We start from the raw sequence: 21983 nt of genomic DNA, 5'->3' as shown, positions 1-21983 counted from the left end.
TGATGAACGGCTTCCCTATTCGGCTACTGCGGAGTATGCGACCACACCGCGCCGGACCAGAACGATTGCCTGCCGGCTGAGTGCCGCCATCCTGGGGTCGATGTCGGGCACCTTGACCAGTTGGTCAAGCAGATCGATGACCTGTTTGGCCCAACGCACGAAATCTCCTGCCGCGAGTTCAGTCCCTTGGAGGGCGGCCAGCAGGGACCGTCCCTGCGCCCACTTGTACATGGGCCAGATGAGGCCAAGTTCTGGTTCGCCGCTGAGAGGCAGCTTGTGCTGTTCCTCCCTGTCGGTCAGGACCGACCACTCCTTAACCGCAATATCGACCGCTGTTTCCAGGGACACGCTCGGCATTTTCGGACGAATTCCGGTCTCCTCCCGTTTGGCTTGGAAAACCAAGCAGGAGACAAAAGTGGCGAATTCGGCGGCGTCCAGATCTTCAAAAGCACCGTTTTCAATACACAACGCCACGAGCAGGTCGCGATCGCCGTAAATCCGGCGGAGTCTGTTGCCGGCCGTACTGATTGTGACTCTTCCGTCCGGATGAGTTTCGAGGTAGTGATAGGTGTCCAGCAGGTCGCAGACGCGGTCAAAAGTTTTCGCAATGGTATTGGTGCGGCCCTGGATCTGCCCCATCAACTGGTCCGTCTCCCGCCGGAGCTTCCACCAGCGTTCGGACCAGCGGGCATGGTCTTCGCGGTCGCTGCAGCCATGGCAGGGGTGGGACCTAAGTTTCCGGCGCAGCTCCGTAATCTGTTGTTCCTGCCGTTCCGAACCCGGCAGCGCAAAACTCTGCCTGTCGCTTCCCCTCCGAGGAGGCCTGTTTTCATGCAACGCGTTACGCAGCGACGACGCCAGATCACGGCGTTCCTTGGGGCTGCGGCTGTTGAACGTCTTCGGCACCCGGATAGTGGAGAGGACCTCGACCGGCCCTTCGAGATCCTGCGCCGAAATTCGCCGAATCTGCTTGTCCATCGTCAAGACTGTGGGCCGCGGCTCGAAGCCGGACGCATCCGGGGTCAGGATCACGGCGTATCCCTCGCTTCGGCCGCCGGGAATATCGATGATGTCGCCCCGTCGCAGGCGTTCGAGGGAAGCGGCGGCCGCGGAACGCAAGTGCCGGGTCCGGGACTTTGCCGATTGGGTTTCCACCTCTTTCAGCTCCCGCCGCAACCTCGCGTACTCAGTGAAGTCGCCGAGATGGCATGTCATGGATTTGGCGTACCCGGCCAGAGATTCTTCCCGGCTGCGCACTTGCTTCGCCAGACCAACCACAGACCTGTCCGCTTGGAACTGGGCAAAGGAGGTTTCCAGGATTTCGCGAGCCCTTGGCCGGCCGAACTGGGCGATGAGATTGATCGACATATTGTAGGTCGGGCGGAAGCTGGAATTAAGCGGATAGGTGCGGCGCGAGGCAAGACCGGCCACCGCCGCAGGATCCGTTCCCGGCTGCCACAGGACCACCGCATGGCCCTCGACGTCGATACCTCTGCGGCCTGCCCTACCGGTCAGTTGGGTATATTCGCCGGCCGTGATGTTTACGTGGGCTTCGCCATTGAACTTGTCCAGCTTTTCCAGCACCACCGTTCGGGCGGGCATATTCACGCCCAGGGCCAGCGTTTCGGTGGAGAAGACGGCCTTGACCAGTCCGTCCGCGAACAGCTTTTCCACCACCTCTTTGAAGGTCGGCAGCATGCCGGCATGGTGGGCCGCCAGGCCCCGCACGAGCCCCTCGCGCCAGGTCCAGAAATCGAGCACGCCCAGATCTTCCTCAGGTATATCCTGGGCTGCTTCGTCCACCCGCCGGACGATCACATCGCGCTCGGCCTCGGTTGTCAGCCACAATCCGGCATCCAGGCATTGCCTGACGGCCGCATCGCAGCCGTTCCGCGAAAAAATGAAGGTGATCGCCGGGAGCAGGCCCTCTTTATCGAGCCGCGCAATAACCTGCGGACGTGAAGCCCGGCGCACTCGGCTCATGGGCTGCTGGGGCCTCGTGGGTGTACGTTTGCCCCGGCGTGCTCCAGCGCGACCCCAGTTGGCGGCCCTGTTGAGCTTCTGCTCGGAGTAGGCCAGTTCCAGCAGTTCGGGGTTTACCTCGAAGCGGTCCGCGGCTCCGGTCCCGGCCGACATGGCCGGCGCCGCCTCATCAAACGCAACGTCCGAGGCGAAGAGATCCAGGATGTCCGGCCCGACCATCACATGCTGCCACAGCGGAACGGGCCGGTGTTCCGATACAACCACGTCCGTATCCCCGCGCACGGTATCAAGCCATGCGCCGAACTCCTCCGCGTTGGAAACGGTGGCCGACAGCGATACCAACTGCACGCTGCTGGGCAGGTGGATGATGACTTCTTCCCAGACTGCGCCGCGGAAACGGTCGGCCAGATAATGGACCTCATCCATGACCACGTAGGCCAGCTCGTCCAGTGTCTGGGAATTGGCATAGAGCATATTGCGCAGCACTTCAGTGGTCATCACCACCACATCCGCGTTCGGATTGATGGAGACATCGCCGGTCAGCAGCCCGACGCGTTCGGCACCGTAGACGTGGACCAGTTCCGTGTATTTCTGGTTGCTCAACGCTTTGATAGGCGTGGTGTAGAAGGCCTTCAGGCCTCGCTGCAGGCCCATGTATACCGCGAATTCACCGATGACCGTCTTCCCGGCGCCGGTCGGCGCAGCCACCAGTACTCCCCTCCCCCGTTCCAGCGCCTCGCAGGCCTCCCACTGGAAGGGGTCCAGTTCGAATCCCAGGGTTTGCGTAAACGCGAAGAGCTTGGTCTTGGCATGGGCTGCTCTTGCTGTTGCCGCCCTGTACCGATCGGATGGGGAACTCATATTAGAAGCCTAATGGTATTAGCGGCGGAAGAGCGCTTCCACCGATTCAGGCTTCCGCGGGACCCTCAAGATCAGTCAGCGGCGTTGCCTTGTCTGCAGACGCTTCCACTTCCTCCTCGCGTTCCTTCTTTTTCCGTGCACGCCGCTTGTCGTTGAGAAGGCAAACGCCGACGGCGACGAAGAACAGGGCCAGCAGCGGGCCCGCCAGCAGGAACATGGACATGGCATCCGGGCCGGGCGCTGCCATCGCGGCAACCACACACACGACGAAGACGACGATGCGCCAGCTCTTGATGACTTGCCGTCCGCTGACAAGGCCGGCGAAGTTGACGCCGACCAGGACCACGGGCAGCAGGAAAGCCACGCCCAAGGACAGGAACATCCGCATGACAAAGGTCAGGTAGTCCGTTGCCAGGATCTGGTTCACGCCTCCCACGGGGGTGAACATGGTGAGAACCTTGACGATTTCAGGCAGCACAATCCAGCCAAAGTAGATGCCGAGCAGAAACAAGGGCACTGCGGCCACCATGAAACCGAGTGTGTAGCGGCGCTCTTTCTGCTTCAGCCCGGGAGTGATGAAGGCCCAGATCTGGTAAATCCAGACCGGTGAGCTAACAAGGAATCCCAGAAACAGCGAGACCTGTATCTTCAGGTCGAAGGGAGACCCCACGCTGCCGTAGTTGATTTCCGCCCGGCGGCCCTCAACGGACGAGATTTCGATCAGCGGTTGCTGGACCGCGACCATTACCGGGTCGTAAAGGAACCACCCCCCGATGGCGCCCAGAAGAATAGCAATGCCGGATACAATCAGCCGGTTCCGGAATTCTTTGATGTGCTCCTTGAGCGCCATCCGTCCTTCTGGATTGGCTTTACGGCCTTTGGTTCGAGACATTGGCCTTACTGCTGGCTGGGCGGCGTTCCGCCGTTCGCGTTCGGTGCCTGGTCGCGGTTGTTCTGGTTCCGGGGTGGATTAACCACGCGGCCTTCAACGGCGTCGTCGTCAGCGTCATCCTTGGACGGGTTTTCGTCCTTCATCTGCTTGACTTCAGACTTGAAGATTCGCATCGACTGCCCAACACTGCGGGCGAGGCCCGGGAGCTTCGGAGCCCCGAAGAGCAGCAGGACAATGATGACGAGAATGATGATTGTCCAGGGGTTATCGAAGAGTCGTCCCATTGGGTGGTTCCTTTCGTTTCGAATACATCCTACGTTATGAAAGTCTGACGTCTCTGAGTGACTGCCTCTGTCCGCGGGCAGCCCGTCTGGCTACGCGTTTGAGCCGTCTGGCCTCGCGCCGTTCCGCCTTCCCCGTAACGTAGATTTCCCGTGCCTCCGCCGGGTCAAGAAAGACTCCCGGAACAATGGTGCGTGGCTCGGCCGCCGGGCCGTTATCGGACACATCGAATCCCGACCCGAGCTTTCCCGCCGCCACCTCGAAATCCTGCAGAGTTGCCTTCAGCTGGCGGAACAGCCGGAAACCCAGGTAAACGACGAAGAGCAGTGCGAGGGCGCAAAGCGCAACCCAGAGCAGGATCCAGAACCACCATGACATGCTTACGAGTCTAGTCCGTCCAGCTTTGAATTTTCCGAATACAGCTCCAGCGCAGCCGCAAGCCACTCACGGGCAGCCAGCGCGAGGCTCGCAGGCTCGAGGACAGCAACCTCACCGCCGTGACGGGCTACCAGAGGTGTGATAATCGCCGTCGAACCCAGGCGAATCTCCGCCACAATGTCGCCGTTGTCCAGAAGGACGCGGCGTTCGGCGTTGTAGTGCTCGGCGAGCTCGGCCAATCGCGATGAGATCTTCAACACCACGAGTTCGTCAGTGTCTCTAGGGGTAAAGAGCGCCTGGGGAAATTGCGAACTGCGCGCCTCGGGCTGCTGGAAGTACTGCCCGGTCCTGCGCAGCGAACGGATTCTATCTGCCCGGAACTGCCGGATTGCCTGTTGGCCGTGGCACCACGCTTCTGTGTACCAATGGCCATCGACAGCGAACACCTGTACCGGGTCGATGTCCCGAACCGTCATCTCATCCCGGGAAGGGACCAGATACTCAATCGTGAGCGTCTCACCGGCAGCCACAGCATCCTGCAGGGCGAGGACTTCCTCCGTCCGGGCATCGGCGTCGAAGTCCGCAGCAATGGCACGGTGCATGCCATGGTCGCCGCCGGTCGCGTCCAGCAGTTTGCTCAACGCGCTGCGCAGTGCGGGCCGCTCCCCCACTCCCGGAACGGTTTCCAATGCCTGCAGGCCCACCACGAGGGACAATGCTTCGTCGATACTCAACCGAACGGGCTGGGCTATCTCCTCGGCGTTGCCGATATAGATGGAGCCGTCCTCCCAATAGGCGTCGATCAGCTGGTCCGGCCCATAGCCGGGAGCCCCGCAGACAAAAAGGAGGCTGAGATCCTTACCCAGTTGATCCGGGCTCACTCCGAACTTCTCGGCCGTCTCGTTCAGAGGAGCACCTGGATGGGCGCTCACATAGGACACCAGATCGAGGAGCCGCGGAAGGCGGTCCAAGGACGAAGATTTTGTCCGTGAAGGTCTCGCTGCGGTGCCGAGATCGTACGACGGCGGCGCTTGGGTCAGCGACGCTAGCGCGCCATTGAAACGCCGGATGACGGCGTCTTTCAGCTCGACCGGATCTACCGTATAGGCATTCGCGCCATGCGAGGCAACCTCTTCGGCAAACGTCTCGATGTCGCCGAACGTGCAAGTCACGGTATCCCAGCCGCTCGGCCCTGCAGCGACAGTCGGTGCGGCGGTCCGAAGAGAGTGTGCGTGTCCTTGTCGAAGGAGCAGGGTGGCGGTGCCCTGCTGCCTGTCGGGTACCAGCGACTCCAGCGCCGAGCGCATGGTGAACTCTTCGGGAACCAGGTATGTGCCGGAGAGCTTCTTGACCTTCGAACTTATCCGCGTCAAGCGGAAGGTGCGTTCGTCTCCACGGTCAAGGTCATTGCCCACCAGGTACCAATGGCCGAACCGGTTGCCCAAACCCCATGGTTCGACCCGCCGTACCGACACTTCGCCCGAACTGGCCGCCCGGTATTCGAACGACACCGGATACCTGTCCATGACGGCCTTCAGCAGTTCGTCGAAGGCTGGCTCAGCCGTGCGGATTCGGGGTTCAATTCCGATCAGGGAATCGCCTTCCGTAAGGGCGCCGCGGACGTCCAGTCGGCGAACTGCCCTGGCAGCAGCGGAGCCAAGCGAGGCCTGCTGCCATATGCGCGAAGCCAGCGACAGCACCGCCGATTCCTCCGGAGTGAAGGCGAGCTCGGGAAGCCGATAGGTTTCGCGGTCGATGCGGTAGCGCGTAACACCAGAGTCCAGGTCAAAGAAGGCATCCTCGGTGAAAGTTTGGACCGGAATGCCCATTTCGCGCAGGTCGTCCTTGTCCCGTTCGAACAGCCTGTTAAAGGCCTCCTCGCTCGGAGCCTCCTTATACGGAGGTATCAGCGCGCGGAGCTCTTCTTTGCTGTACCCGCGTCTGCGTTCCAGCAGGGCGATCAGAAGATTAAGCAGGCGCTCGGTTTTGGACGCGGACATAGCCTCAAGGGTACTTCCAGCTTCCTGATGCAAGCGAAGTTAACGACGGCGGGCGGAGTAACGATGAACTAACGTTACTCCGCCCGCCGCCAGGCCTCTGCGGTTACCGCACGCCCAGCAGGTCCACTACGAAGATCAGCGACTCACCCGGTGCAATGGCGCCACCTGCGCCCCGTTCGCCGTAGGCAAGCTCCGAGGGGATCTCGAGGCGTCGGCGGCCGCCGACCTTCATGCCAAGCAGGCCCTGGTCCCAGCCTTGGATAACCTGGCCAACGCCTACGCGAAAGTCGAGCGGCTGCCCGCGGTTCCAGGAGGCATCGAATTCTTCGCCGGTGGACCAGGCCACACCCACATAGTGGGTGGAGACGGTGTCCCCGGGCTTGGCCTCTGCGCCGGTGCCGACGATGAGGTCCTCGATGCCCAGCTCAGTGGGAGCATCCGTGCCCGGGAAATCGATTTCGGGCTTCTGGCGATCGTATTCGCGCTGTCCAAACGACATGTTTAAGGTACCTTTCCTAGCGGTTATGGCTGGTTGTTACTTTACTTCGACCAGTTCGACGTAGAAGATCAAGTCTCCTGAAGCGTCCCCTTGCCCTTGGACATATGCTAATTCCGTAGGAATAGACAGCATAACTTTTGCGCCTTCCTTGAGCCCGGTCAGCCCCTTGGTCCAGCCTTCGATAACCCCGTTGAGCGGGAACTCAGTCGGCTCGCCGCGGGAAAAACTTGAGTCGAACTCCTTGCCTTCGGCCCAGTTCCAGCCGGCATAGTTCGCCTTGACTGTGCTCTCGGCCGTGGCTTCCTTGCCGTCGCCCTCCTCGATCACCTGGACAATGAGGTCCTCCGGAGCCTGCGCGCCTTCCGGGATCTTGACTGAGGGGACACCGTCCTTATCGAAGCTAATCTCGGGCAGCTTGCCGGCCTTCTCCAACTCGGCTACCTCTGCAGGCTCGGCTTTTACTGCCTTGTCTTTGACCTGCTGGACTGAAACGACAAGCAGTTGCGGGTTGGAAGCAGGGGCACTGGCCGAAGTTTGCTCAGGCGGAGTGGCGTAGTAGGCGACCTGGGAGCCGGCCTTCGCCCCGATGAGGGCGTCGTAGAGGGCCGGATCGACGGACTTGAACTGTTCGTTGAGCTCGAGCGTCTGCGCGGCGATGCCGGAGTAGGTCTCACCGAGCTCTTCGCCAGTCACCGCGTCGACGGCCATCAACTGGTAGCGGATCCATTGCCCGTCGACGGCGCCTTCGCCTTCGCCCTCATTGACTACCTTGGCCGTGGATTCCGGCAGTTCCAAGGGTGCATCGAACTCGACTTTAGGGGCGGAACCGGCGTCAGTTGCGGTGATAGTCACGTCATCCAGACTGTCCGAACCAGAGCCTTCGCTGTCGGCACTGCTGCATGCAGTAAGCAACAGCGCAAAGGGCAGCATGGTCGCTAGTATTTTGCGCACATTTCAACTTTCGTGAGGTGCTGTCGGGGGCACGGCAGATCCGATGGACCCGCGTTGGTCATATTGTGACAGAGATAGCTGGACAGTTCCTCAAAGTGAGGCCAGCAGAGCCTCGACCCTGTCATCAACGTTCTTAAAGGGATCCTTGCACAGGATGGTCTGCTGGGAACGGTCATTGAGCTTCAGATGGACCCAGTCCACTGTGAAATCCCGACCGTGTTCGCGTGCGGCACGGACAAAATCCCCGCGGAGTTTGGCACGGGTGGTCTGCGGCGGATTGTCCACGGCCGATTTCACCTCGGGTTCCTGCACTACGCGAGCGGCCTCGCCACGAGCCTGAAGCAGGAAAAACAGCCCGCGCCGTCGTGAAATGTCATGGTAGGTCAAGTCCAGCTGCGAAATCCGGGCTGAATCCAGGTCCAGCCCGTGGCGCTGGCTGAAGCGATCAATGAGCTTCTTCTTAATCGCCCAGTCAATCTCCGTGTCGATTCCCGAATAATCCTGTGCTTCGACCGCGGCAAGAGTGCGGTTCCACAAGTCAAGAATCCGTTCCACATGGGGACTGTGCGCGCCGTTGGTTCGAACGAACTCCCGGGCTTTATCCAAGTACTCCTGCTGCATCTCGAGGGCGCTCATTTCCTTCCCATTGGCAAGTTTGAGCGGTTTGGAGCCGGTCAGGTCGTGGGAGATATCGCGGATGCTGCGGATGGGATTCTCCAGCCGGAGGTCGCGCATAATCACACCGGCTTCGATCATCCGCAGCAAAAGATCCACGGAACCGATCTTGAGCATGGTGGTGGTCTCGGACATGTTCGAGTCCCCGTTGATGACGTGCAGACGGCGGTAGTATTCGGCGTCCGCGTGCGGCTCGTCGCGGGTGTTGATGATGGGGCGGGAACGTGTCGTCGCCGAAGAGACGCCTTCCCAGATGTGGTCCGCCCGCTGGGAAAACGCATAGATCGACCCGTTCTGGGTTTTCAGCACCTTGCCGGCCCCGACCAGGACCTGGCGGGTGACCAGAAACGGAATCAGAATGTCCGCGAGCCGGGAGAACTCGAGTTTCCTCGGGATCAGATAGTTCTCATGGCTGCCGTAGGAATTTCCGGCGGAGTCCGTATTGTTCTTGAAAAGGTAGACACTGCCGTCAAAGCCCTCGTGCCGCAATCGGTCCTGCGCCTCGTTCATGAGGTCTTCGAGGATCAGCTCTCCAGCGCGGTCCTGTGCGATCAACTGCGCTACGTCGTCGCACTCTGCGGTGGCGTATTCCGGATGCGATCCAACATCCAGATACAGCCGCGAACCGTTGGTCAGGAAGACATTCGAAGACCGTCCCCATGTCACTACCTTGCGGAACAGGTAGCGGGCCACTTCCTCCGGCGACAGCGGACGCGAGTCCGGTGCAGAATAGGAGATGCCAAACTCGGTCTCGATGCCGAAGATCCGTCTGTCCATGTCAGTCCCCCAAAATATCCGTCACCTCTGCAATGGACAGCCGCCGGAAAGCCCGGCGGTTGCCGCGGCTGGACATCGGGTCCCGGTCAAGGACCGCTACTTCCAGCATTTCCGGGCCGAGCCGGCGCTGGCCGGGTGCCCGTCCGTTGTCAGGAATGTGGCCTTCCAACGCTCCCGCGGCCGCGCGGATGACCCCGGCAAAGCCCTGACCCGCATCCCAATTCGCCCGCAGTGTCTCATTCACCGCGTCGATCTCGCCGCCCATGACCACGTAATCCGGCTCGTCTGCGATAGAACCGTCGAACGTCAGCCGGTAGAGATGATCTTCCGCTTGCCGAAGTCCTACCTCGGCCACGGCCAGCTCCACTTCGAAAGGTTTACTGTCGGCGGTGAACACGGCGCCCAGGCTCTGCGCGTAGACGCTGGCGAGACCGCGTGCGGTGACATCCTCCCGATCGTAGGAATAGCCCCGTACATCGGCGTACCGAACTCCTGCCTGGCGCAGGCTTTCGAACTCGTTGTATTTGCCGACGGCAGCGAACGCGATCCTGTCGTAGATTTCGCCGATCTTGTGCAGCGACGGGGACGGGTTCTCGGCGACCAAGGCGATCCCCTCGCTGCAGCTGAGCACGACAACGGAGCGGCCGCGGGCGATGCCCTTCCGGGCGAAATCCGCCCGGTCTTTCATCAGTTGTTCTGGCGAGACATAGAACTGTTGGGTCATGGTTTATGCCTCCCGACCGGCCACGGCGCGCGAAGCGATCACGGCTTCGGCGGCGGCGGCAAGTACTCGTTCCGGGATGCGCTTCGCTCCGGCCGAATTTACTGCGTAGACCACCGGCCACAGCTGCCGGACCACATCCGGACCGCCGGTTGCGGAGTCGTCGTCGGCAGCGTCATACAACGATTCCACCGCGACAGACACGGCGCGGTCCTCGTCCATATTGGGCTTCCAGAGCTTTTTCAATGCCCCGCGGGCGAAGACGGACCCCGAACCCACGGAGTGGTGTTCGAGTTCCTCATAGCGCCCGCCGGTCACGTCGTAGGAAAAGAGCCGCCCCACATGACGGTCTGTATCGAAGCCCGCAAACAGCGGTATAACGGCCAGGCCCTGCATCGCCATAGGCAGATTGCTTCGGATCATGGCACCCAGCCGGTTCGCCTTGCCCTCCAGGCTCAGCAACGTGCCTTCGATCTTCTCGTAGTGCTCCAGCTCCACCTGGAAGAGGCGCGTGACGTCCAGAGCGATACCGGCCGTGCCGGCAATGCCCAGAACTGAGTAATTATCAGCAGGGAAGACCTTCTCGATGTGTCGGCTGGCAATCATATTTCCCATAGTTGCCCGCCGATCGCCGGCCATGATCACGCCCCCGGCGTACGTCATGGCGACGATCGTTGTGGCATGCGGCACCAGGTGTTCGGCATTCGAGCTGATGCCGGTCGCCGAACCGCGTACTCCGGGCAGCAGGTCAGGAGCACTGCGGGACAGATACTCGGAGAATGACGCCGTAGCCGCATGGGAAATTTGGGAAAATGTGGAACTATGTCCGCCAGCCGGCAAATTCATGGGCTACTGTCCGCCCTTCTGGACAAAACCGCGCACAAACTCCTCCGCGTTTTGCTCGAGGACACCGTCGATTTCGTCGAGCAGATCGTCCGTGCCTTCGGTTTCAGCCTGTGCAGCCGCGGCAGGGGCGGGCTCAGGTGTCTCCGGCGCCTCGTCGTACTCTTCTTCCTGAGTGCGGCCTTCTACGTTCTTGCGGTCCTGCGTTGCCATGACTGCCTCCTTGGTCAGATTCAACGGCTATTGAGTTCTTATTCTTTATGTTGCCACGTCAGGGGCGCTTTCCGGCCCGAGCAGCGCCGAAATAAATTCTTCGGCTGAAGCGGCCTGATCGAAGAGCGGTCCGGTGAGCGCGCGCGTGCCGCGCAAGGGCTCTCGGGTGGGAATCCGCTGCAGACGCCGGCGGCTCGGCAGGTCGAAAATGACCGAGTCCCAGCTCGCGCCGACCACTTCCTTGGGGAAACGCTCGATGCACTTGCCGCGGAAGTAGGCCCGGGTATCCGACGGCGGCTCATGCACTGCCTCGGCTATTTCGGCATCCGTCAGAAGCCGCTCCATCTTTCCCCGCTGGACCAGCCGGTAATACAGTCCCTTCTCGGGCCTGACATCGGAATACTGCAGATCGATCAGTCCCAGCCGGGAATCCGACCATTCCAAACCATCGCGGTCCCGGTAAGCCTGGAGGAGCTTGAGTTTGGCGACCCAGTCCAGCTGGGAGGCGGCCTCCATAGGATCGCGCCGCAGCGTTGACAGCAGCGCCCCCCACCGTGCCAGGACATCGGCCGTTTGCCCCTGGTCCGTACCGTGTCTGCGGCAGTGCGCCACTGCCGCTTCCAAATAGATTTCCTGCAGATCAAGACCCGTGACCATGGCGCCGTCCTTGAGCGCGACCTTCTGCTGCAGGGTCGGATCATGGCTGATGGCCTGCAAGGCCTGGACGGGTTCGCTCAACTGCACGTGCGGCGCCTCGCCGTGCTCGATCATGGACAGGACCAACGCCGTGGTGCCCAGCCGAAGGTACGTGGAGACCTCGCTCAGGTTCGCATCTCCAATGATGACGTGGAGCCTGCGGTACTTGTCCGCGACGGCGTGCGGTTCATCCCGAGTGTTGATGATGGGGCGCCGGATGGTCGTTTCCAGCCCTACTTCCGCTTCGAAGAAGTCTGCCCGCTGGCTGATCTGGAAGCCCCGGTGCCGGCCGGTCATGCCCAGGCCTACCCTGCCCGAGCCGCAAATGACCTGGCGGGAGACGAAGAACGGGATCAGCCCGGTCACTATTTGCCCGAACGGTAGGCTGCGAGGCATCAGGTAGTTTTCGTGCGCACCGTACGAGACTGCCTTGTTGTCAGTGTTGTTCTTGTAGATGTTGACCGGAGCGAAACCTGGCGTCCGCGCGATTTTCTGCAAAGCTTGGAGGACGACGACGTCACCGGCCTTGTCCCACAGCACCCCTGCCCGGGGACTGGTGACTTCCGGGCTGGAGTACTCCGGATGAGCGTGGTCGACATATAGCCTGGCACCGTTGCTGAGCACCATGTTCATCAAGACACCGGAGCCCGCTGACTCCTCGGAGTAGAAGTCGTTTGAGGGCGGACGTCCGCCGGACAAGGCGATCTGCTCCGCGTCAAGGACCGGCGGCATGTCGGTTAGCTGCGACGGATCCGCGTTCTCCCGTGCCACCGACCAGCCGCGGGCATCGTGCAGTGGTTCTTCATCGGTGTAATCCCAGCGCGTTCCCGCCAGGTTTCCCATACCGCTGCGGACGGTAGCGGCGTAGGCATTGATGATTTGGGAGGAGAGCACGGTGGAGTTGGCCAGCGGATCGCTCGGAGCATGGATCCCATACTCCGTTTCCGTTCCCATCACACGATTGACGCTCACAGATACTGCCCCGTATTCGCTGTCGTCTCGATAGACTTTCCGGCTTCCTGGCCGGCCTTGCCCTGGATGATAGTGCGGATGTAGGTGATCCGCTCGCCCTTCTTGCCGGAGATCCTGGCCCAATCATCCGGGTTGGTGGTGTTAGGCATGTCCTCATGCTCGCGGAACTCATCCACCACGCCACGGAGCAAATGTTCGATCCGCAGGCCCTTCTGCTGGCTGGTCAGGAGGTCCTTGATGGCGTTCTTCTTGGCCCTGTCCACCACGTTCTGGATCACGGCGCCGGAATTGAAGTCCTTGAAATAGAGCATCTCGGTGTCTCCGCTGGCATATGTGACTTCCAGATACTCGGTTGACTTCTCCGTGGCGTACATCGCTTCGACAGTGCGCTGGATCATCGCGTCCACCGTCGCCTGCCGGTCGTTGCCATGCTCGGCAAGATCCTCCACATGGATGGGAAGATCCGTGGTGATGTACTTGGCGAAGATGTCCGCGGCCGCTTCCGCGTCCGGGCGCTGGATCTTAATCTTCACGTCCAGCCGGCCGGGACGAAGGATGGCCGGGTCAATCATGTCCTCGCGGTTCGAGGCACCGATGACAATGACGTTTTCGAGCTTCTCGACGCCGTCTATCTCGCTGAGCAACTGCGGAACAATTGTCGTTTCGACGTCGGACGATACACCGGTGCCGCGGGTGCGGAAAAGCGAGTCCATTTCATCGAAGAAAACCACTACGGGGCTGCCGTCGGAAGCCTTCTCCCGCGCGCGGGCGAAGATCAGCCGGATGTGCCGCTCGGTCTCACCGACGTACTTGTCCAGCAGCTCGGGTCCCTTGATGTTCAGGAAGTAGCTGCGCGTTTCCTCCGTGCCGCTGCGCTCGATGGCTCGTGCTGCGAGGGAGTTCGCCACGGCCTTGGCGATCAGGGTCTTGCCGCACCCGGGAGGCCCGTAAAGCAGAATGCCTTTGGGCGCCTTGAGTCCGTGCTCGCGGTAGAGATCCGGGTAGAGGAAGGGGAGCTCAACGGCGTCGCGGATTTCGTCGATCTGGGGCCCGAGGCCGCCGATGTCCTGGTACGAAATGTCCGGGACTTCTTCCAGAATGAGGTTCTCCACCTCGCTCCGGGGGATCTTTTCGAGCGCGTAGCCGCTGCGCGCGTCGATGGAGACAGCGTCCCCCACACGGATCTTCACTTTGAGCAGGGTGCCGGAAAGTTTGACCACTCTCTCCTCGTCGGCCCGCCCGACCACCAGGGCGCGGTCCGCACCGAGCAGTTCCTTGATGGTGACCAGTTCGCCGGCGCGCTCGAACCCCAAGGCCGCGATGACGGTGAGGGATTCGTTCAGGAGCACTTCCTGCCCCGGGCTCAGCTGCGCGAGGTTGATCAGCGGACTGACGGCAACACGCAGCTTGCGGCCGGACTGGATGATGTCCACGCTTTCCTGCGTGGTCGCCGTAGTGGTTGCACCCGTGCGTGGGTGCTGCCGCCTGTTGACCTGGGTGATGGTGGCAAAACTGAAGGGGGTTTCGCCGTCGCGCTCCAGAGCATCCTTGAGTCGGACAATCTCGGCCTTGGCAGACTCCAGCATGGAGACAAGCCGTGCGTTGTTCTGCGTGGCCGACGCCAACTGCTTGTCCAGATTCCGGATCTTGTCCCGCAGAACATTGATCTGGCGCTGTGCAACAGTCAGCTCGGTTGTCTCTCCAGCCGGTGCCGATTGATTGGTCTGGTTCTGGTCTTCGTTCATCACCGCAACCTGCTCTCTGGAATCGGGTCCCTTGGTAAGACCCTAGCCGCCGATGCCCCGAGTGCAACACTTACTTGAGAAGGAAACGCCGGAGCCTCTCGGGGAATTCCGCTGATAGCAGTATGAACACCTAGTTGTTACTGGTCTGTAACCTGCCCGCCGGCAGCGTCGGGCTGATCGGCATTTTTGAAAGCGCCGCGTTGCACAGTGGAAGCGGCGTCCTTGGCAGCACGCCTGAGCCTTTTGTCCGACACGGCCCGCTCCCCCAGTGCCTCCGTATTCCACTGCTCGTCATCCGGTGCCCAGGTTTTTAGGTCTGCTGCCGAGAATTCCGACTTGGAGGCACGGCGCTTGGGAGTCAGCCCGGTGACGCCGTCGGCCAGCCGGCGCGCAGTGAGCAGGAAGCCGGTGTGGGCGACCATCCGGTGATCCGGGCGAACTGCCAGCCCTTCCAAATGCCAGCCGCGCACCATCGACTCCCAGCCGTCGGGTTCGGTGAAACGGCCGTCGGCCCGGATCGCTTCCGCCGTCCGCGACAGCTGCGTGACCGTGGCGACATAGCTGATCCACACCCCGCCCGGAGCCAGCACGGTTGCAACGGCGTCCAGACATTCCCACGGGGCAAGCATGTCCAGCACCACACGGTCCACACTGCCCGGGGCCTCCTGTTTGACCACTTCGTCCTGGAAGTCGCCGAGCGAGATATGCCAGGCCGGATGCGGTCCGCCGAAAATGGTTTCAACATTTCCCCGCGCGATGTCGGCGAATTCCTCGCGCCGTTCGAACGAATGCAGATAGCCCTGGTCGCCCACGGCGCGCAACAGCGAGATGCTCAGGGCACCGGAGCCCACACCGGCTTCAACTACGCGGGCGCCCGGAAAAATATCGGCCATCGTCACAATCTGACCGGCGTCTTTGGGATATACGACGGCGGCGCCACGCGGCATGGACAGGACGAAATCCGAGAGCAGCGGCCGCAGGGCCTGGTACTTATGGCCGGTGTCATTGCTGACCACGCAGCCTTCCGGCTGGCCGATCAGGACATCGTGCGTCAGGAAGCCCTTATGGGTGTGGAATGCGCCGCCGGGGGTCAGCGTAATGGTGTTCATCCGGCCCTTTTCGTCCGTGAGCTGTACACGCTCTCCGGAACGGAACGGGCCGCGGCGCTGGTCTGCTCCGTGCGGTGTGGTCGGTGAACTCATGCTGGTGCTACTTCCGATCGGTGGATGCTGATTATCGGCTGGGAACTGGGCGGCGTGCTGGTTACGAGGCTTTGCCGGTGATGGCCCGTACAACAGTTGATTGGCTGAGCAGGCCCGTAACCCGCCCGTCAGCGTCGGTGACCGCATATTCGGTTCCGGCAAGCCTGGCCAGGTACTGCACCAGTTCCTGTCCGGCAGCCCATTCCGGTATGTAGGCGCCGGGGGCCAGGGCACGGCTGACGGCGGCGGCCGGAGTACGGGCAGCCGCAGTCTCGGGAACCTGTTCAAGCGCGTGGCCGTCGACGATCGCCTCGGGCTGGCCGGTGGCGGCTGTCAGGATTACGAATGCGTGCGGCGCGCTGCGTGCTACGGCTTGCACCTGCTCCACATTAGAGCTGGCAGGCATGCTGATGGCAGGCTGTTTGAGAGCGCCGGCGCTGACGTGCGGCAGCCGCAGCCGCAACTTGGCGTTGGTAATGGAAGCACTCGCGCCCATCCAGAGGAATCCACCCACCAGAACCATGATCACCACGACCTGAAGATCGGGCTGGCGGCCCATGGCAAGCGGCACGCCGATGAATCCCGCCACGATGAGGATGACGATGATGCGTCCTGCCCAGCCGGCGGCCAACGTGCCCTTTTCCTGACTGCCGGTGATGCTCCAGACAGCTGACTCCACCAATCTGCCACCGTCCAGCGGCAAGCCAGGGAGGATGTTGAAGACCGCGACGAGCAGGTTGGCCCAGATGAAGATGTCCGTCAGGACCCAGGCCACGGCGTTGGCCTCCATGACGGGCATGAGCAGTGCGCCAAAACCGGCCAGCGCGAAATTGGCTGCGGGTCCGGACAAGGCAACTATCAGGGATTTGCCCGGAGTGGCCTTGAAGTTTTCGAACTGGGTATGGCCGCCCCAGAGATTGAGCACAATCTTCGCGGTCGGCCAGCCGAAAATTCGCGCGCTAAGTGCGTGGGCGAGTTCATGGACGAGGACGGAGAGCAGCAACAGCACGGCATAGCCGAAGGCCACCACATAGGATGCGTTGCCGAGTCCCGGGATGGCCCTGCTGACCTGAGGTCCGAAGGCGAAAACGATGAAGACAGCAATGATGAACCAGGAGTAGGCCAGCACGATGGGAACGCCGCCGATGCTGCCCAGCGGGATCCCCTCGCGGCGGGCCGGCGGTTTGGATTCAGGTGCGGAGTTGCTGGTGTCCGGGCTGTTCCCGGTGTCCGGCGACATGTTCATGCGCCTCTCCCGGCACCCTGAGCGTTGACGACATCCTGCTCCAGCAGCAGGTCCAGGTCCGTTAAGTCCTTGCCTGCCAAGCTTTCCCATCGGTACCGGCCCGGATCATCGGGGACCTCGACGACGTGAGGGATGGCCACGGTCACCAGTCCTGCGGCCTGGGCCGAGGTGGCACCCGGCACAGAGTCTTCAAGCGCTACGACACGTGACTTATCGAGTCCGGGGTCGGCTGCTGCGAGCTTGTCGAAGGCACGCTGGTACGGTTCCGGATTGGGCTTGCCGTGCTCCACCATGTCGCCGGTGATCATGAAGCGGAAGCTGCCCGCAGGCAGCGACCGGATGACCTCTTCGGCGAGGATGGTCTCGGACATGGTCACGAGCGCTGTCGGCACACCTGCCTCGTTGAGCTGCTTCAGCAGTTCCCTGGCCCCGGGGCGCCAAGGGATCTCGCGGCGCACCTTGGCGACGACGGCACTCAGCAGGTGGTCGATGATCTCCCGGACGCCCAGATCGACGCCCGCCTCCTGCAGGACTACGGCGGAAACCGGAAGCGCATTGCCGACCAGTCCGCGGCCTAGCTCGTCAGTCCAGACACCGCCGAATTTGAGGACCAGCTCCGTTTCGGCTTCGATCCAGTACGGTTCGGTGTCGACGAGGGTTCCGTCCATATCCCAGAGAACAGCCTGTACGCGTGTAGGATTTTCAGACAGCGCACCAGGGCGGTCGGGAGAAGCAGACATGCTCCAAGTCTACGGTCCAGCCGGCGCCGGGCACGCCTCCATACGCTGGCTATGCTCTACGCGAATCACTGTACCGCTCACTGACAACTCAACGGGCTGGGTTTAGGGTGAAGAAGTGAGCACTATGGACAGTAATGAGGCACGGGGCTTGCGGCGCTTGTTCCCGAAGCCGGACGGCGGAGACGAGCGGCGGCTAACTATCATGCTCGCCGCGTTTGAAGGCTGGAATGATGCCGGCGAGGCGGCAACCGACGCAGTGAAGTACCTCAGCCGGTTGTGGGACGGTGTCAAAGTGGCCAGTATCGACCCCGACTTGTACTACGACTTCCAGTTCACCCGCCCGTTGATCCGGCGTACGGCATCAGGGGACCGACGGATCAAATGGCCCACTACAAAGCTGACCCGCTGCAGCGTTCCGGATACGGACATAGACATTGTATTCGTGCACGGTGTCGAACCGTCATACCGCTGGCGGGCATACACCGCCGAGTTGCTCGCCCACGCCACTGAACTCGACGTCGATTGCCTTGTGCTGGTCGGGGCGTTGCTGGCCGATGTTCCGCACAGCCGGCCCATTCCGGTGACCATTACCAGCGAAGATGACACCGTCCGGGAGTCTCTGAATACGGAAGCCAGCCAGTACGAGGGTCCGACCGGGATTGTCGGAGTTCTTGCCGAAGTGGCCTCGCTGGCGGGAATCCCCACTCTGTCCCTCTGGGCAGCGGTGCCCCATTACGTCGGGCAGTCCCCTTCCCCCAAGGCCGAGCTGGCGATTCTGCAACGCCTGGAAGATATTCTGCAGGTTCCGCTGGATACCGCCGTGCTGACCGAGGAAGCCGAGGCATGGGAGCGCGGCGTCAACGAACTGGCCACGGAAGATCCGGAAGTCGCCGCTTATGTCCGGCAGCTTGAAGAGGCCAAGGACACAGCGGACCTGCCGGAGGCGACCGGCGAATCCATTGCCCGTGAATTCGAGCGTTACCTGAAAAAGCGCCGGAAAGAGTAGCCGGGCGGCAGCCATAAAGGCTCCGCCCGGCCGGCTTTAGCGGTGAGCGCTAAAGGACGATGCCAAGCAACGCGTCGAGCACCTTGGCAACGGGCGATCCGGCGGCCGCTTCACTATGGCTGCTGCCGTTGGGCATGGCTCCGGCCCAGGCGTCCACCGCGGCCAGCGCCGCAGGCGCATTCAGGTCCTCTGCCAAGGCGGCCCGTATCCCGTCGGCCAATGCGGCGGCGGATTCCTCATCCGAGTTACCTGCAGCGGCGCGCCAACGCGCGAGCCGCTCAGTTCCCGCCTGCAGCAGGTCATCCGTCCAGAACCAGTCGCTGCGGTAATGCTGGCCAAGCAGCACGGTACGGATGGCGGACGGATCCACGCCCTCCGAGCGAAGCTTCGACACGAGCACCAAGTTGCCCTTGGACTTGCTCATTTTCTCGCCGTCCAGGCCCACCATGCCGGCATGGACAAAGTGGCGTGCAAGTTCCGTTCCGGTCAAGGCATAGGCATGCCCGGCGCTCATTTCGTGGTGCGGGAAGCTCAGGTCCGAGCCGCCGCCTTGGATATCAAAGGTTTCCGGCAGGAATTTCCGGGCAATAATTGAACACTCGATGTGCCACCCGGGCCTGCCTTCGCCCAGCGAGCTGCCCGGCCACTTCGGCTCGCCCTCGCGGGCTACGCGCCACAGCAGTGCGTCCAAGGGATGCCGCTTGCCGGGCCGTTCAGGATCGCCGCCACGCTCGGCAAAGAGCGGCAGCATTTCCTCCTCGGTCAGCCGCGAGGTCATGCCGTTGTGCCAGCCGTCACCGGCCGCCGCGACAGAATCGAAGTAGACGTCGCCGTCCGGTTCGCCGCCGGTGCCGGGCACCCGGTATGCCAGCCCCTCGGAGATCAGTTGCTCGATTGCCGGAATGATCCATTCGATGGACTCGACCGCGCCGATGTAGTGGTCCGGCGGCAGCACATTGAGTGCCTCCATGTCTTCGCGGAATAGGTTGGTCTGGTCCTTGGCCAGTGCTTCCCAGTCCACGCCCGTGGCGTTGGCCCGTTCCAGCAGCGGATCGTCAATATCAGTGACGTTCTGCACGTACTGGACTTCCCGGCCGGCGTCACGCCAGTAGCGGTTCAGCAGGTCGAAACTGACATAGGTGGCGGCATGGCCCATGTGGGTGGCGTCGTAGGGGGTGATGCCGCAGACATACAACGAACCGGTGGGAGCGGGATCCAGTTGGACCATCTCCCCCGCGGCCGTATCAAAGAGGGCCAGCGTGTTGCGGCCTCCGGCGATCTGAGGCACTGGGCGCGCATTCCAACCAAACAATGGCTGTTCCTTCCGGTGAGAATCACGGTCCGGCGGGGACCGCCGTCGTACTTATGGCGTTGCTAGGCGTTGATGGCGCCGATACCAAGCAGGATGTACAGCAGCAACCCGAGCGCAATCCGGTACCAGACGAAGAGCTTGTAGCTGCGGGTTGAGACGTACTTGAGGAACCATCCGATGATGACGAAACCGACCACAAAGGCCACCAGCGTCGCCAGAGCGGTTTCGCCCCCACCGTACGGCCCGGGCTCGTTCCAGCTGGTAGCCAACTGGTAGAGCCCACTGGCAAATACCGCCGGAATCGCCAGCAGGAACGCATACCGGGCGGCCGCCTCACGCGTGTAGCCCATGAGGAGGCCTGCCGTGATGGTTCCGCCCGAACGCGAGACGCCCGGGATGAGCGCCAGCGCCTGGGCCAGACCGTACAGGATGCCGTGCTTATAACTGAGCTTATCCAGAGTCCGGACCTGCTTGCCGATTGTGTCGGCGATAGCCAGGAACAACCCGAAGACGATCAGCATGGTCGCCACGATCCACAGGCTCCGGAAGGACCCTTCGATCTGGTCCTCGAAGAGCAGGCCGAGCACACCGATGGGGACGGAGCCGATGATGATCAGCCAGCCCATCCGGGCATCCGGGTTGTTCCGCGGCACCTTCCCGGTCAGGGAGCCGAACCAGGACTTCACGATCTGGACGATGTCTTTCCAGAAATAAACCAGGACTGCGGTCTCCGTGCCCAGCTGCGTGATGGCGGTGAACGCGGCGCCGGGGTCCGAGGCGCCGGGCAGGAGTTCACCCGCAACGCGCAGATGTGCGCTGGAGGAGATCGGGAGGAATTCGGTCAGGCCCTGGATGAGTCCCAGAAAGGCCGCTTCTAGCCAAGTCACAACTTAGACCTTAAAGCACGACCACGGCTGCGGCAGAACCGGACGCCGCCGCCGTGACAAAGATCCTCCTACGGTATGAGCCGCCTACCACATGCGAGACTCATCCGCGGGTCAGTTCCCGCCTGCGGCGCGGCAGGCCGTAGGCTTTTGCCCATGGAGCAGAATCGGTTAGGTCATAGTGGGCTGAAAGTACCGCGCCTGTCGTTAGGCACCATGACATGGGGCCAGGAGACGGACGAAGAGAGCGCGGCAACGATGCTTCGCTCCTATCTGGATGCAGGAGGCACGCTGCTCGATACCGCGGCCGCTTATGCCGAAGGCCGCAGCGAAGCGATCATCGGTGCGTTTCTGGGAGAGCTGGTCCCCCGGCAGGAAGTCACTGTGGTTTCGAAAGCGGGGATGGTCCGCCGCGACGGCGCAAGGGAAGTGGATACCTCCCGAGGCGCAATGCTGCGTTCTCTCGACGCCAGCCTTGCTCGACTGGGCACGGACTATCTCGACGTATGGCTGGCGCACGTCTGGGACGACAACGCCCCACTTGAGGAAACACTATCCGCTCTGGAGTTCGCCGTGTCTTCCGGCCGCACACGTTATGTGGGAGTTTCCAATTACTCGGGCTGGCAACTGGCCCGGGCGGTGTCGCTGAGTGCCGTCCCGCTGGTGGCGGTGCAGTCTGAATACTCGTTGCTCCAGCGAACGGCAGAACGGGAAGTTATCCCGGCAGCGCGGGCTTTGGGAACCGGGGTCATGGCCTGGTCCCCCCTTGGCCGCGGCGTGCTGACCGGCAAGTACCGGAACGGCACACCGGCCGACTCGCGGGGGGCGTCTGAAAACAGGGCGGGCTTTGTGGAGCCTTACCTTTCCGGGAGGCCCGCCAGGATTGCCGAGGCGCTGGCAACCGCAGCACGGGGCCTGGATGTGCAGCCGCTTGAGCTCGCCCTGGGCTGGACGCTGGAACAACCCGGCATTGAGACTGCCGTGATCGGTCCACGGACACCCGGCCAACTGGAACAAATCCTCAAGGCTGCCCCGAAGAGCATCCCGGCGGAGATCGCTTCTGCACTCGACGATATCTCGGTACCGTAGTGCCTATATAGGAATG

20 protein-coding genes are annotated in these 21983 nt (G+C 62.1%); 2 read left to right on the top strand and 18 right to left on the bottom strand.

Going from position 1 to position 21983, the window contains the following annotated elements:
• Positions 1 to 15: 15 nt before the first annotated feature.
• From AC3A4M_RS10385 to AC3A4M_RS10310, 16 genes are all read right to left on the bottom strand, one after another.
• Positions 16 to 2844 carry a DEAD/DEAH box helicase gene (locus AC3A4M_RS10385; protein WP_498735688.1) on the bottom strand — a complete coding sequence of 943 codons (2829 nt, stop codon included), beginning with the start codon at positions 2842 to 2844 and terminating at the stop codon, positions 16 to 18.
• 46 nt (positions 2845 to 2890) lie between these two features.
• Positions 2891 to 3694 (bottom strand): twin-arginine translocase subunit TatC, encoded by an 804-nt coding sequence (gene tatC, locus AC3A4M_RS10380; RefSeq protein ID WP_264670246.1) that lies wholly within the window; start codon positions 3692 to 3694, stop codon positions 2891 to 2893.
• Positions 3695 to 3741: 47 nt separating this feature from the next.
• Positions 3742 to 4020, bottom strand: coding sequence for a Sec-independent protein translocase subunit TatA (gene tatA, locus AC3A4M_RS10375; protein WP_139003520.1), 279 nt, complete (start codon positions 4018 to 4020; stop codon positions 3742 to 3744).
• 34 nt (positions 4021 to 4054) lie between these two features.
• Positions 4055 to 4396: a hypothetical protein gene (locus AC3A4M_RS10370; protein ID WP_498735687.1), complete on the bottom strand. Its 342-nt coding sequence runs from the start codon at positions 4394 to 4396 to the stop codon at positions 4055 to 4057.
• Positions 4397 to 4398: 2 nt separating this feature from the next.
• Positions 4399 to 6396, bottom strand: coding sequence for a helix-turn-helix transcriptional regulator (locus tag AC3A4M_RS10365; RefSeq protein WP_498735686.1), 1998 nt, complete (start codon positions 6394 to 6396; stop codon positions 4399 to 4401).
• Positions 6397 to 6499: 103 nt separating this feature from the next.
• On the bottom strand, positions 6500 to 6895 hold the full coding sequence (locus AC3A4M_RS10360) for an FKBP-type peptidyl-prolyl cis-trans isomerase (RefSeq protein WP_139003523.1): 396 nt from the start codon (positions 6893 to 6895) through the stop codon (positions 6500 to 6502).
• Positions 6896 to 6931: 36 nt separating this feature from the next.
• Positions 6932 to 7747: an FKBP-type peptidyl-prolyl cis-trans isomerase gene (locus AC3A4M_RS10355; RefSeq protein WP_498735685.1), complete on the bottom strand. Its 816-nt coding sequence runs from the start codon at positions 7745 to 7747 to the stop codon at positions 6932 to 6934.
• A 189-nt stretch (positions 7748 to 7936) separates the two neighbouring features.
• Positions 7937 to 9298, bottom strand: coding sequence for a Pup--protein ligase (gene pafA, locus AC3A4M_RS10350; RefSeq protein ID WP_498733536.1), 1362 nt, complete (start codon positions 9296 to 9298; stop codon positions 7937 to 7939).
• A gap of 1 nt (position 9299) precedes the next feature.
• Positions 9300 to 10022, bottom strand: a complete 723-nt coding sequence (gene prcA / locus AC3A4M_RS10345; RefSeq protein WP_498735684.1) for a proteasome subunit alpha — start codon at positions 10020 to 10022, stop codon at positions 9300 to 9302.
• 3 nt (positions 10023 to 10025) lie between these two features.
• Positions 10026 to 10865 (bottom strand): proteasome subunit beta, encoded by an 840-nt coding sequence (prcB, locus tag AC3A4M_RS10340; protein WP_498733540.1) that lies wholly within the window; start codon positions 10863 to 10865, stop codon positions 10026 to 10028.
• 3 nt (positions 10866 to 10868) lie between these two features.
• Positions 10869 to 11075, bottom strand: coding sequence for a ubiquitin-like protein Pup (locus AC3A4M_RS10335; RefSeq protein WP_169998474.1), 207 nt, complete (start codon positions 11073 to 11075; stop codon positions 10869 to 10871).
• A gap of 45 nt (positions 11076 to 11120) precedes the next feature.
• Positions 11121 to 12725, bottom strand: a complete 1605-nt coding sequence (dop, locus tag AC3A4M_RS10330) for a depupylase/deamidase Dop (protein ID WP_498735683.1) — start codon at positions 12723 to 12725, stop codon at positions 11121 to 11123.
• Positions 12726 to 12739: 14 nt separating this feature from the next.
• On the bottom strand, positions 12740 to 14488 hold the full coding sequence (gene arc, locus AC3A4M_RS10325) for a proteasome ATPase (RefSeq protein ID WP_498735682.1): 1749 nt from the start codon (positions 14486 to 14488) through the stop codon (positions 12740 to 12742).
• Between the two features lie 137 nt (positions 14489 to 14625).
• Positions 14626 to 15690, bottom strand: a complete 1065-nt coding sequence (locus AC3A4M_RS10320) for a tRNA (adenine-N1)-methyltransferase (RefSeq protein ID WP_498735681.1) — start codon at positions 15688 to 15690, stop codon at positions 14626 to 14628.
• Positions 15691 to 15751: 61 nt separating this feature from the next.
• Positions 15752 to 16930, bottom strand: a complete 1179-nt coding sequence (locus AC3A4M_RS10315) for a site-2 protease family protein (protein WP_498735960.1) — start codon at positions 16928 to 16930, stop codon at positions 15752 to 15754.
• Positions 16931 to 16932: 2 nt separating this feature from the next.
• The gene (locus tag AC3A4M_RS10310; protein ID WP_498735680.1) at positions 16933 to 17676 is read right to left on the bottom strand and encodes an HAD family hydrolase; all 744 of its coding nucleotides are present in this window, start codon (positions 17674 to 17676) and stop codon (positions 16933 to 16935) included.
• A gap of 124 nt (positions 17677 to 17800) precedes the next feature.
• On the opposite strand from AC3A4M_RS10310, the gene AC3A4M_RS10305 reads away from it, so the two are divergent.
• Complete coding sequence (locus AC3A4M_RS10305) at positions 17801 to 18682, top strand: PAC2 family protein (protein ID WP_498735959.1); 882 nt, start codon at positions 17801 to 17803, stop codon at positions 18680 to 18682.
• A 49-nt stretch (positions 18683 to 18731) separates the two neighbouring features.
• Here the strand turns inward: AC3A4M_RS10305 and mshC are convergent, their stop codons facing one another.
• Both mshC and AC3A4M_RS10295 read right to left on the bottom strand, forming a co-directional pair.
• Positions 18732 to 19994 (bottom strand): cysteine--1-D-myo-inosityl 2-amino-2-deoxy-alpha-D-glucopyranoside ligase, encoded by a 1263-nt coding sequence (mshC, locus tag AC3A4M_RS10300; protein ID WP_498735679.1) that lies wholly within the window; start codon positions 19992 to 19994, stop codon positions 18732 to 18734.
• Positions 19995 to 20056: 62 nt separating this feature from the next.
• Positions 20057 to 20881, bottom strand: coding sequence for an undecaprenyl-diphosphate phosphatase (locus tag AC3A4M_RS10295; RefSeq protein WP_498733550.1), 825 nt, complete (start codon positions 20879 to 20881; stop codon positions 20057 to 20059).
• Positions 20882 to 21034: 153 nt separating this feature from the next.
• Here AC3A4M_RS10295 and AC3A4M_RS10290 point away from each other — a divergent pair, with 153 nt between their 5' ends.
• A complete protein-coding gene (locus tag AC3A4M_RS10290; protein WP_498735678.1) occupies positions 21035 to 21967 on the top strand; it encodes an aldo/keto reductase in 933 nt (310 codons plus the stop codon).
• Positions 21968 to 21983: the final 16 nt, after the last annotated feature.

This window comes from Arthrobacter sp. Soil_C_60, from assembly GCF_057656375.1.
The sequence above is the reverse complement of the archived record's forward strand: the minus strand, read 5'-3'. Positions and strand labels throughout refer to the sequence as shown.

What these genes read in the sequence shown, in the direction of transcription:
- AC3A4M_RS10385 (WP_498735688.1), bottom strand. Translation starts at nt 2,844, where the DNA reads ATGAGTTCCCCATCCGATCGGTACAGGGCGGCAACAGCAAGAGCAGCC.
- tatC (WP_264670246.1), bottom strand. Translation starts at nt 3,694, where the DNA reads ATGGCGCTCAAGGAGCACATCAAAGAATTCCGGAACCGGCTGATTGTA.
- tatA (WP_139003520.1), bottom strand. Translation starts at nt 4,020, where the DNA reads ATGGGACGACTCTTCGATAACCCCTGGACAATCATCATTCTCGTCATC.
- AC3A4M_RS10370 (WP_498735687.1), bottom strand. Translation starts at nt 4,396, where the DNA reads ATGTCATGGTGGTTCTGGATCCTGCTCTGGGTTGCGCTTTGCGCCCTC.
- AC3A4M_RS10365 (WP_498735686.1), bottom strand. Translation starts at nt 6,396, where the DNA reads ATGTCCGCGTCCAAAACCGAGCGCCTGCTTAATCTTCTGATCGCCCTG.
- AC3A4M_RS10360 (WP_139003523.1), bottom strand. Translation starts at nt 6,895, where the DNA reads ATGTCGTTTGGACAGCGCGAATACGATCGCCAGAAGCCCGAAATCGAT.
- pafA (WP_498733536.1), bottom strand. Translation starts at nt 9,298, where the DNA reads ATGGACAGACGGATCTTCGGCATCGAGACCGAGTTTGGCATCTCCTAT.
- prcA (WP_498735684.1), bottom strand. Translation starts at nt 10,022, where the DNA reads ATGACCCAACAGTTCTATGTCTCGCCAGAACAACTGATGAAAGACCGG.
- prcB (WP_498733540.1), bottom strand. Translation starts at nt 10,865, where the DNA reads ATGAATTTGCCGGCTGGCGGACATAGTTCCACATTTTCCCAAATTTCC.
- AC3A4M_RS10335 (WP_169998474.1), bottom strand. Translation starts at nt 11,075, where the DNA reads ATGGCAACGCAGGACCGCAAGAACGTAGAAGGCCGCACTCAGGAAGAA.
- dop (WP_498735683.1), bottom strand. Translation starts at nt 12,725, where the DNA reads ATGGGAACGGAAACGGAGTATGGGATCCATGCTCCGAGCGATCCGCTG.
- arc (WP_498735682.1), bottom strand. Translation starts at nt 14,488, where the DNA reads ATGAACGAAGACCAGAACCAGACCAATCAATCGGCACCGGCTGGAGAG.
- AC3A4M_RS10320 (WP_498735681.1), bottom strand. Translation starts at nt 15,690, where the DNA reads ATGAGTTCACCGACCACACCGCACGGAGCAGACCAGCGCCGCGGCCCG.
- AC3A4M_RS10315 (WP_498735960.1), bottom strand. Translation starts at nt 16,930, where the DNA reads ATGTCGCCGGACACCGGGAACAGCCCGGACACCAGCAACTCCGCACCT.
- AC3A4M_RS10310 (WP_498735680.1), bottom strand. Translation starts at nt 17,676, where the DNA reads ATGTCTGCTTCTCCCGACCGCCCTGGTGCGCTGTCTGAAAATCCTACA.
- AC3A4M_RS10305 (WP_498735959.1), top strand. Translation starts at nt 17,801, where the DNA reads ATGGACAGTAATGAGGCACGGGGCTTGCGGCGCTTGTTCCCGAAGCCG.
- AC3A4M_RS10290 (WP_498735678.1), top strand. Translation starts at nt 21,035, where the DNA reads ATGGAGCAGAATCGGTTAGGTCATAGTGGGCTGAAAGTACCGCGCCTG.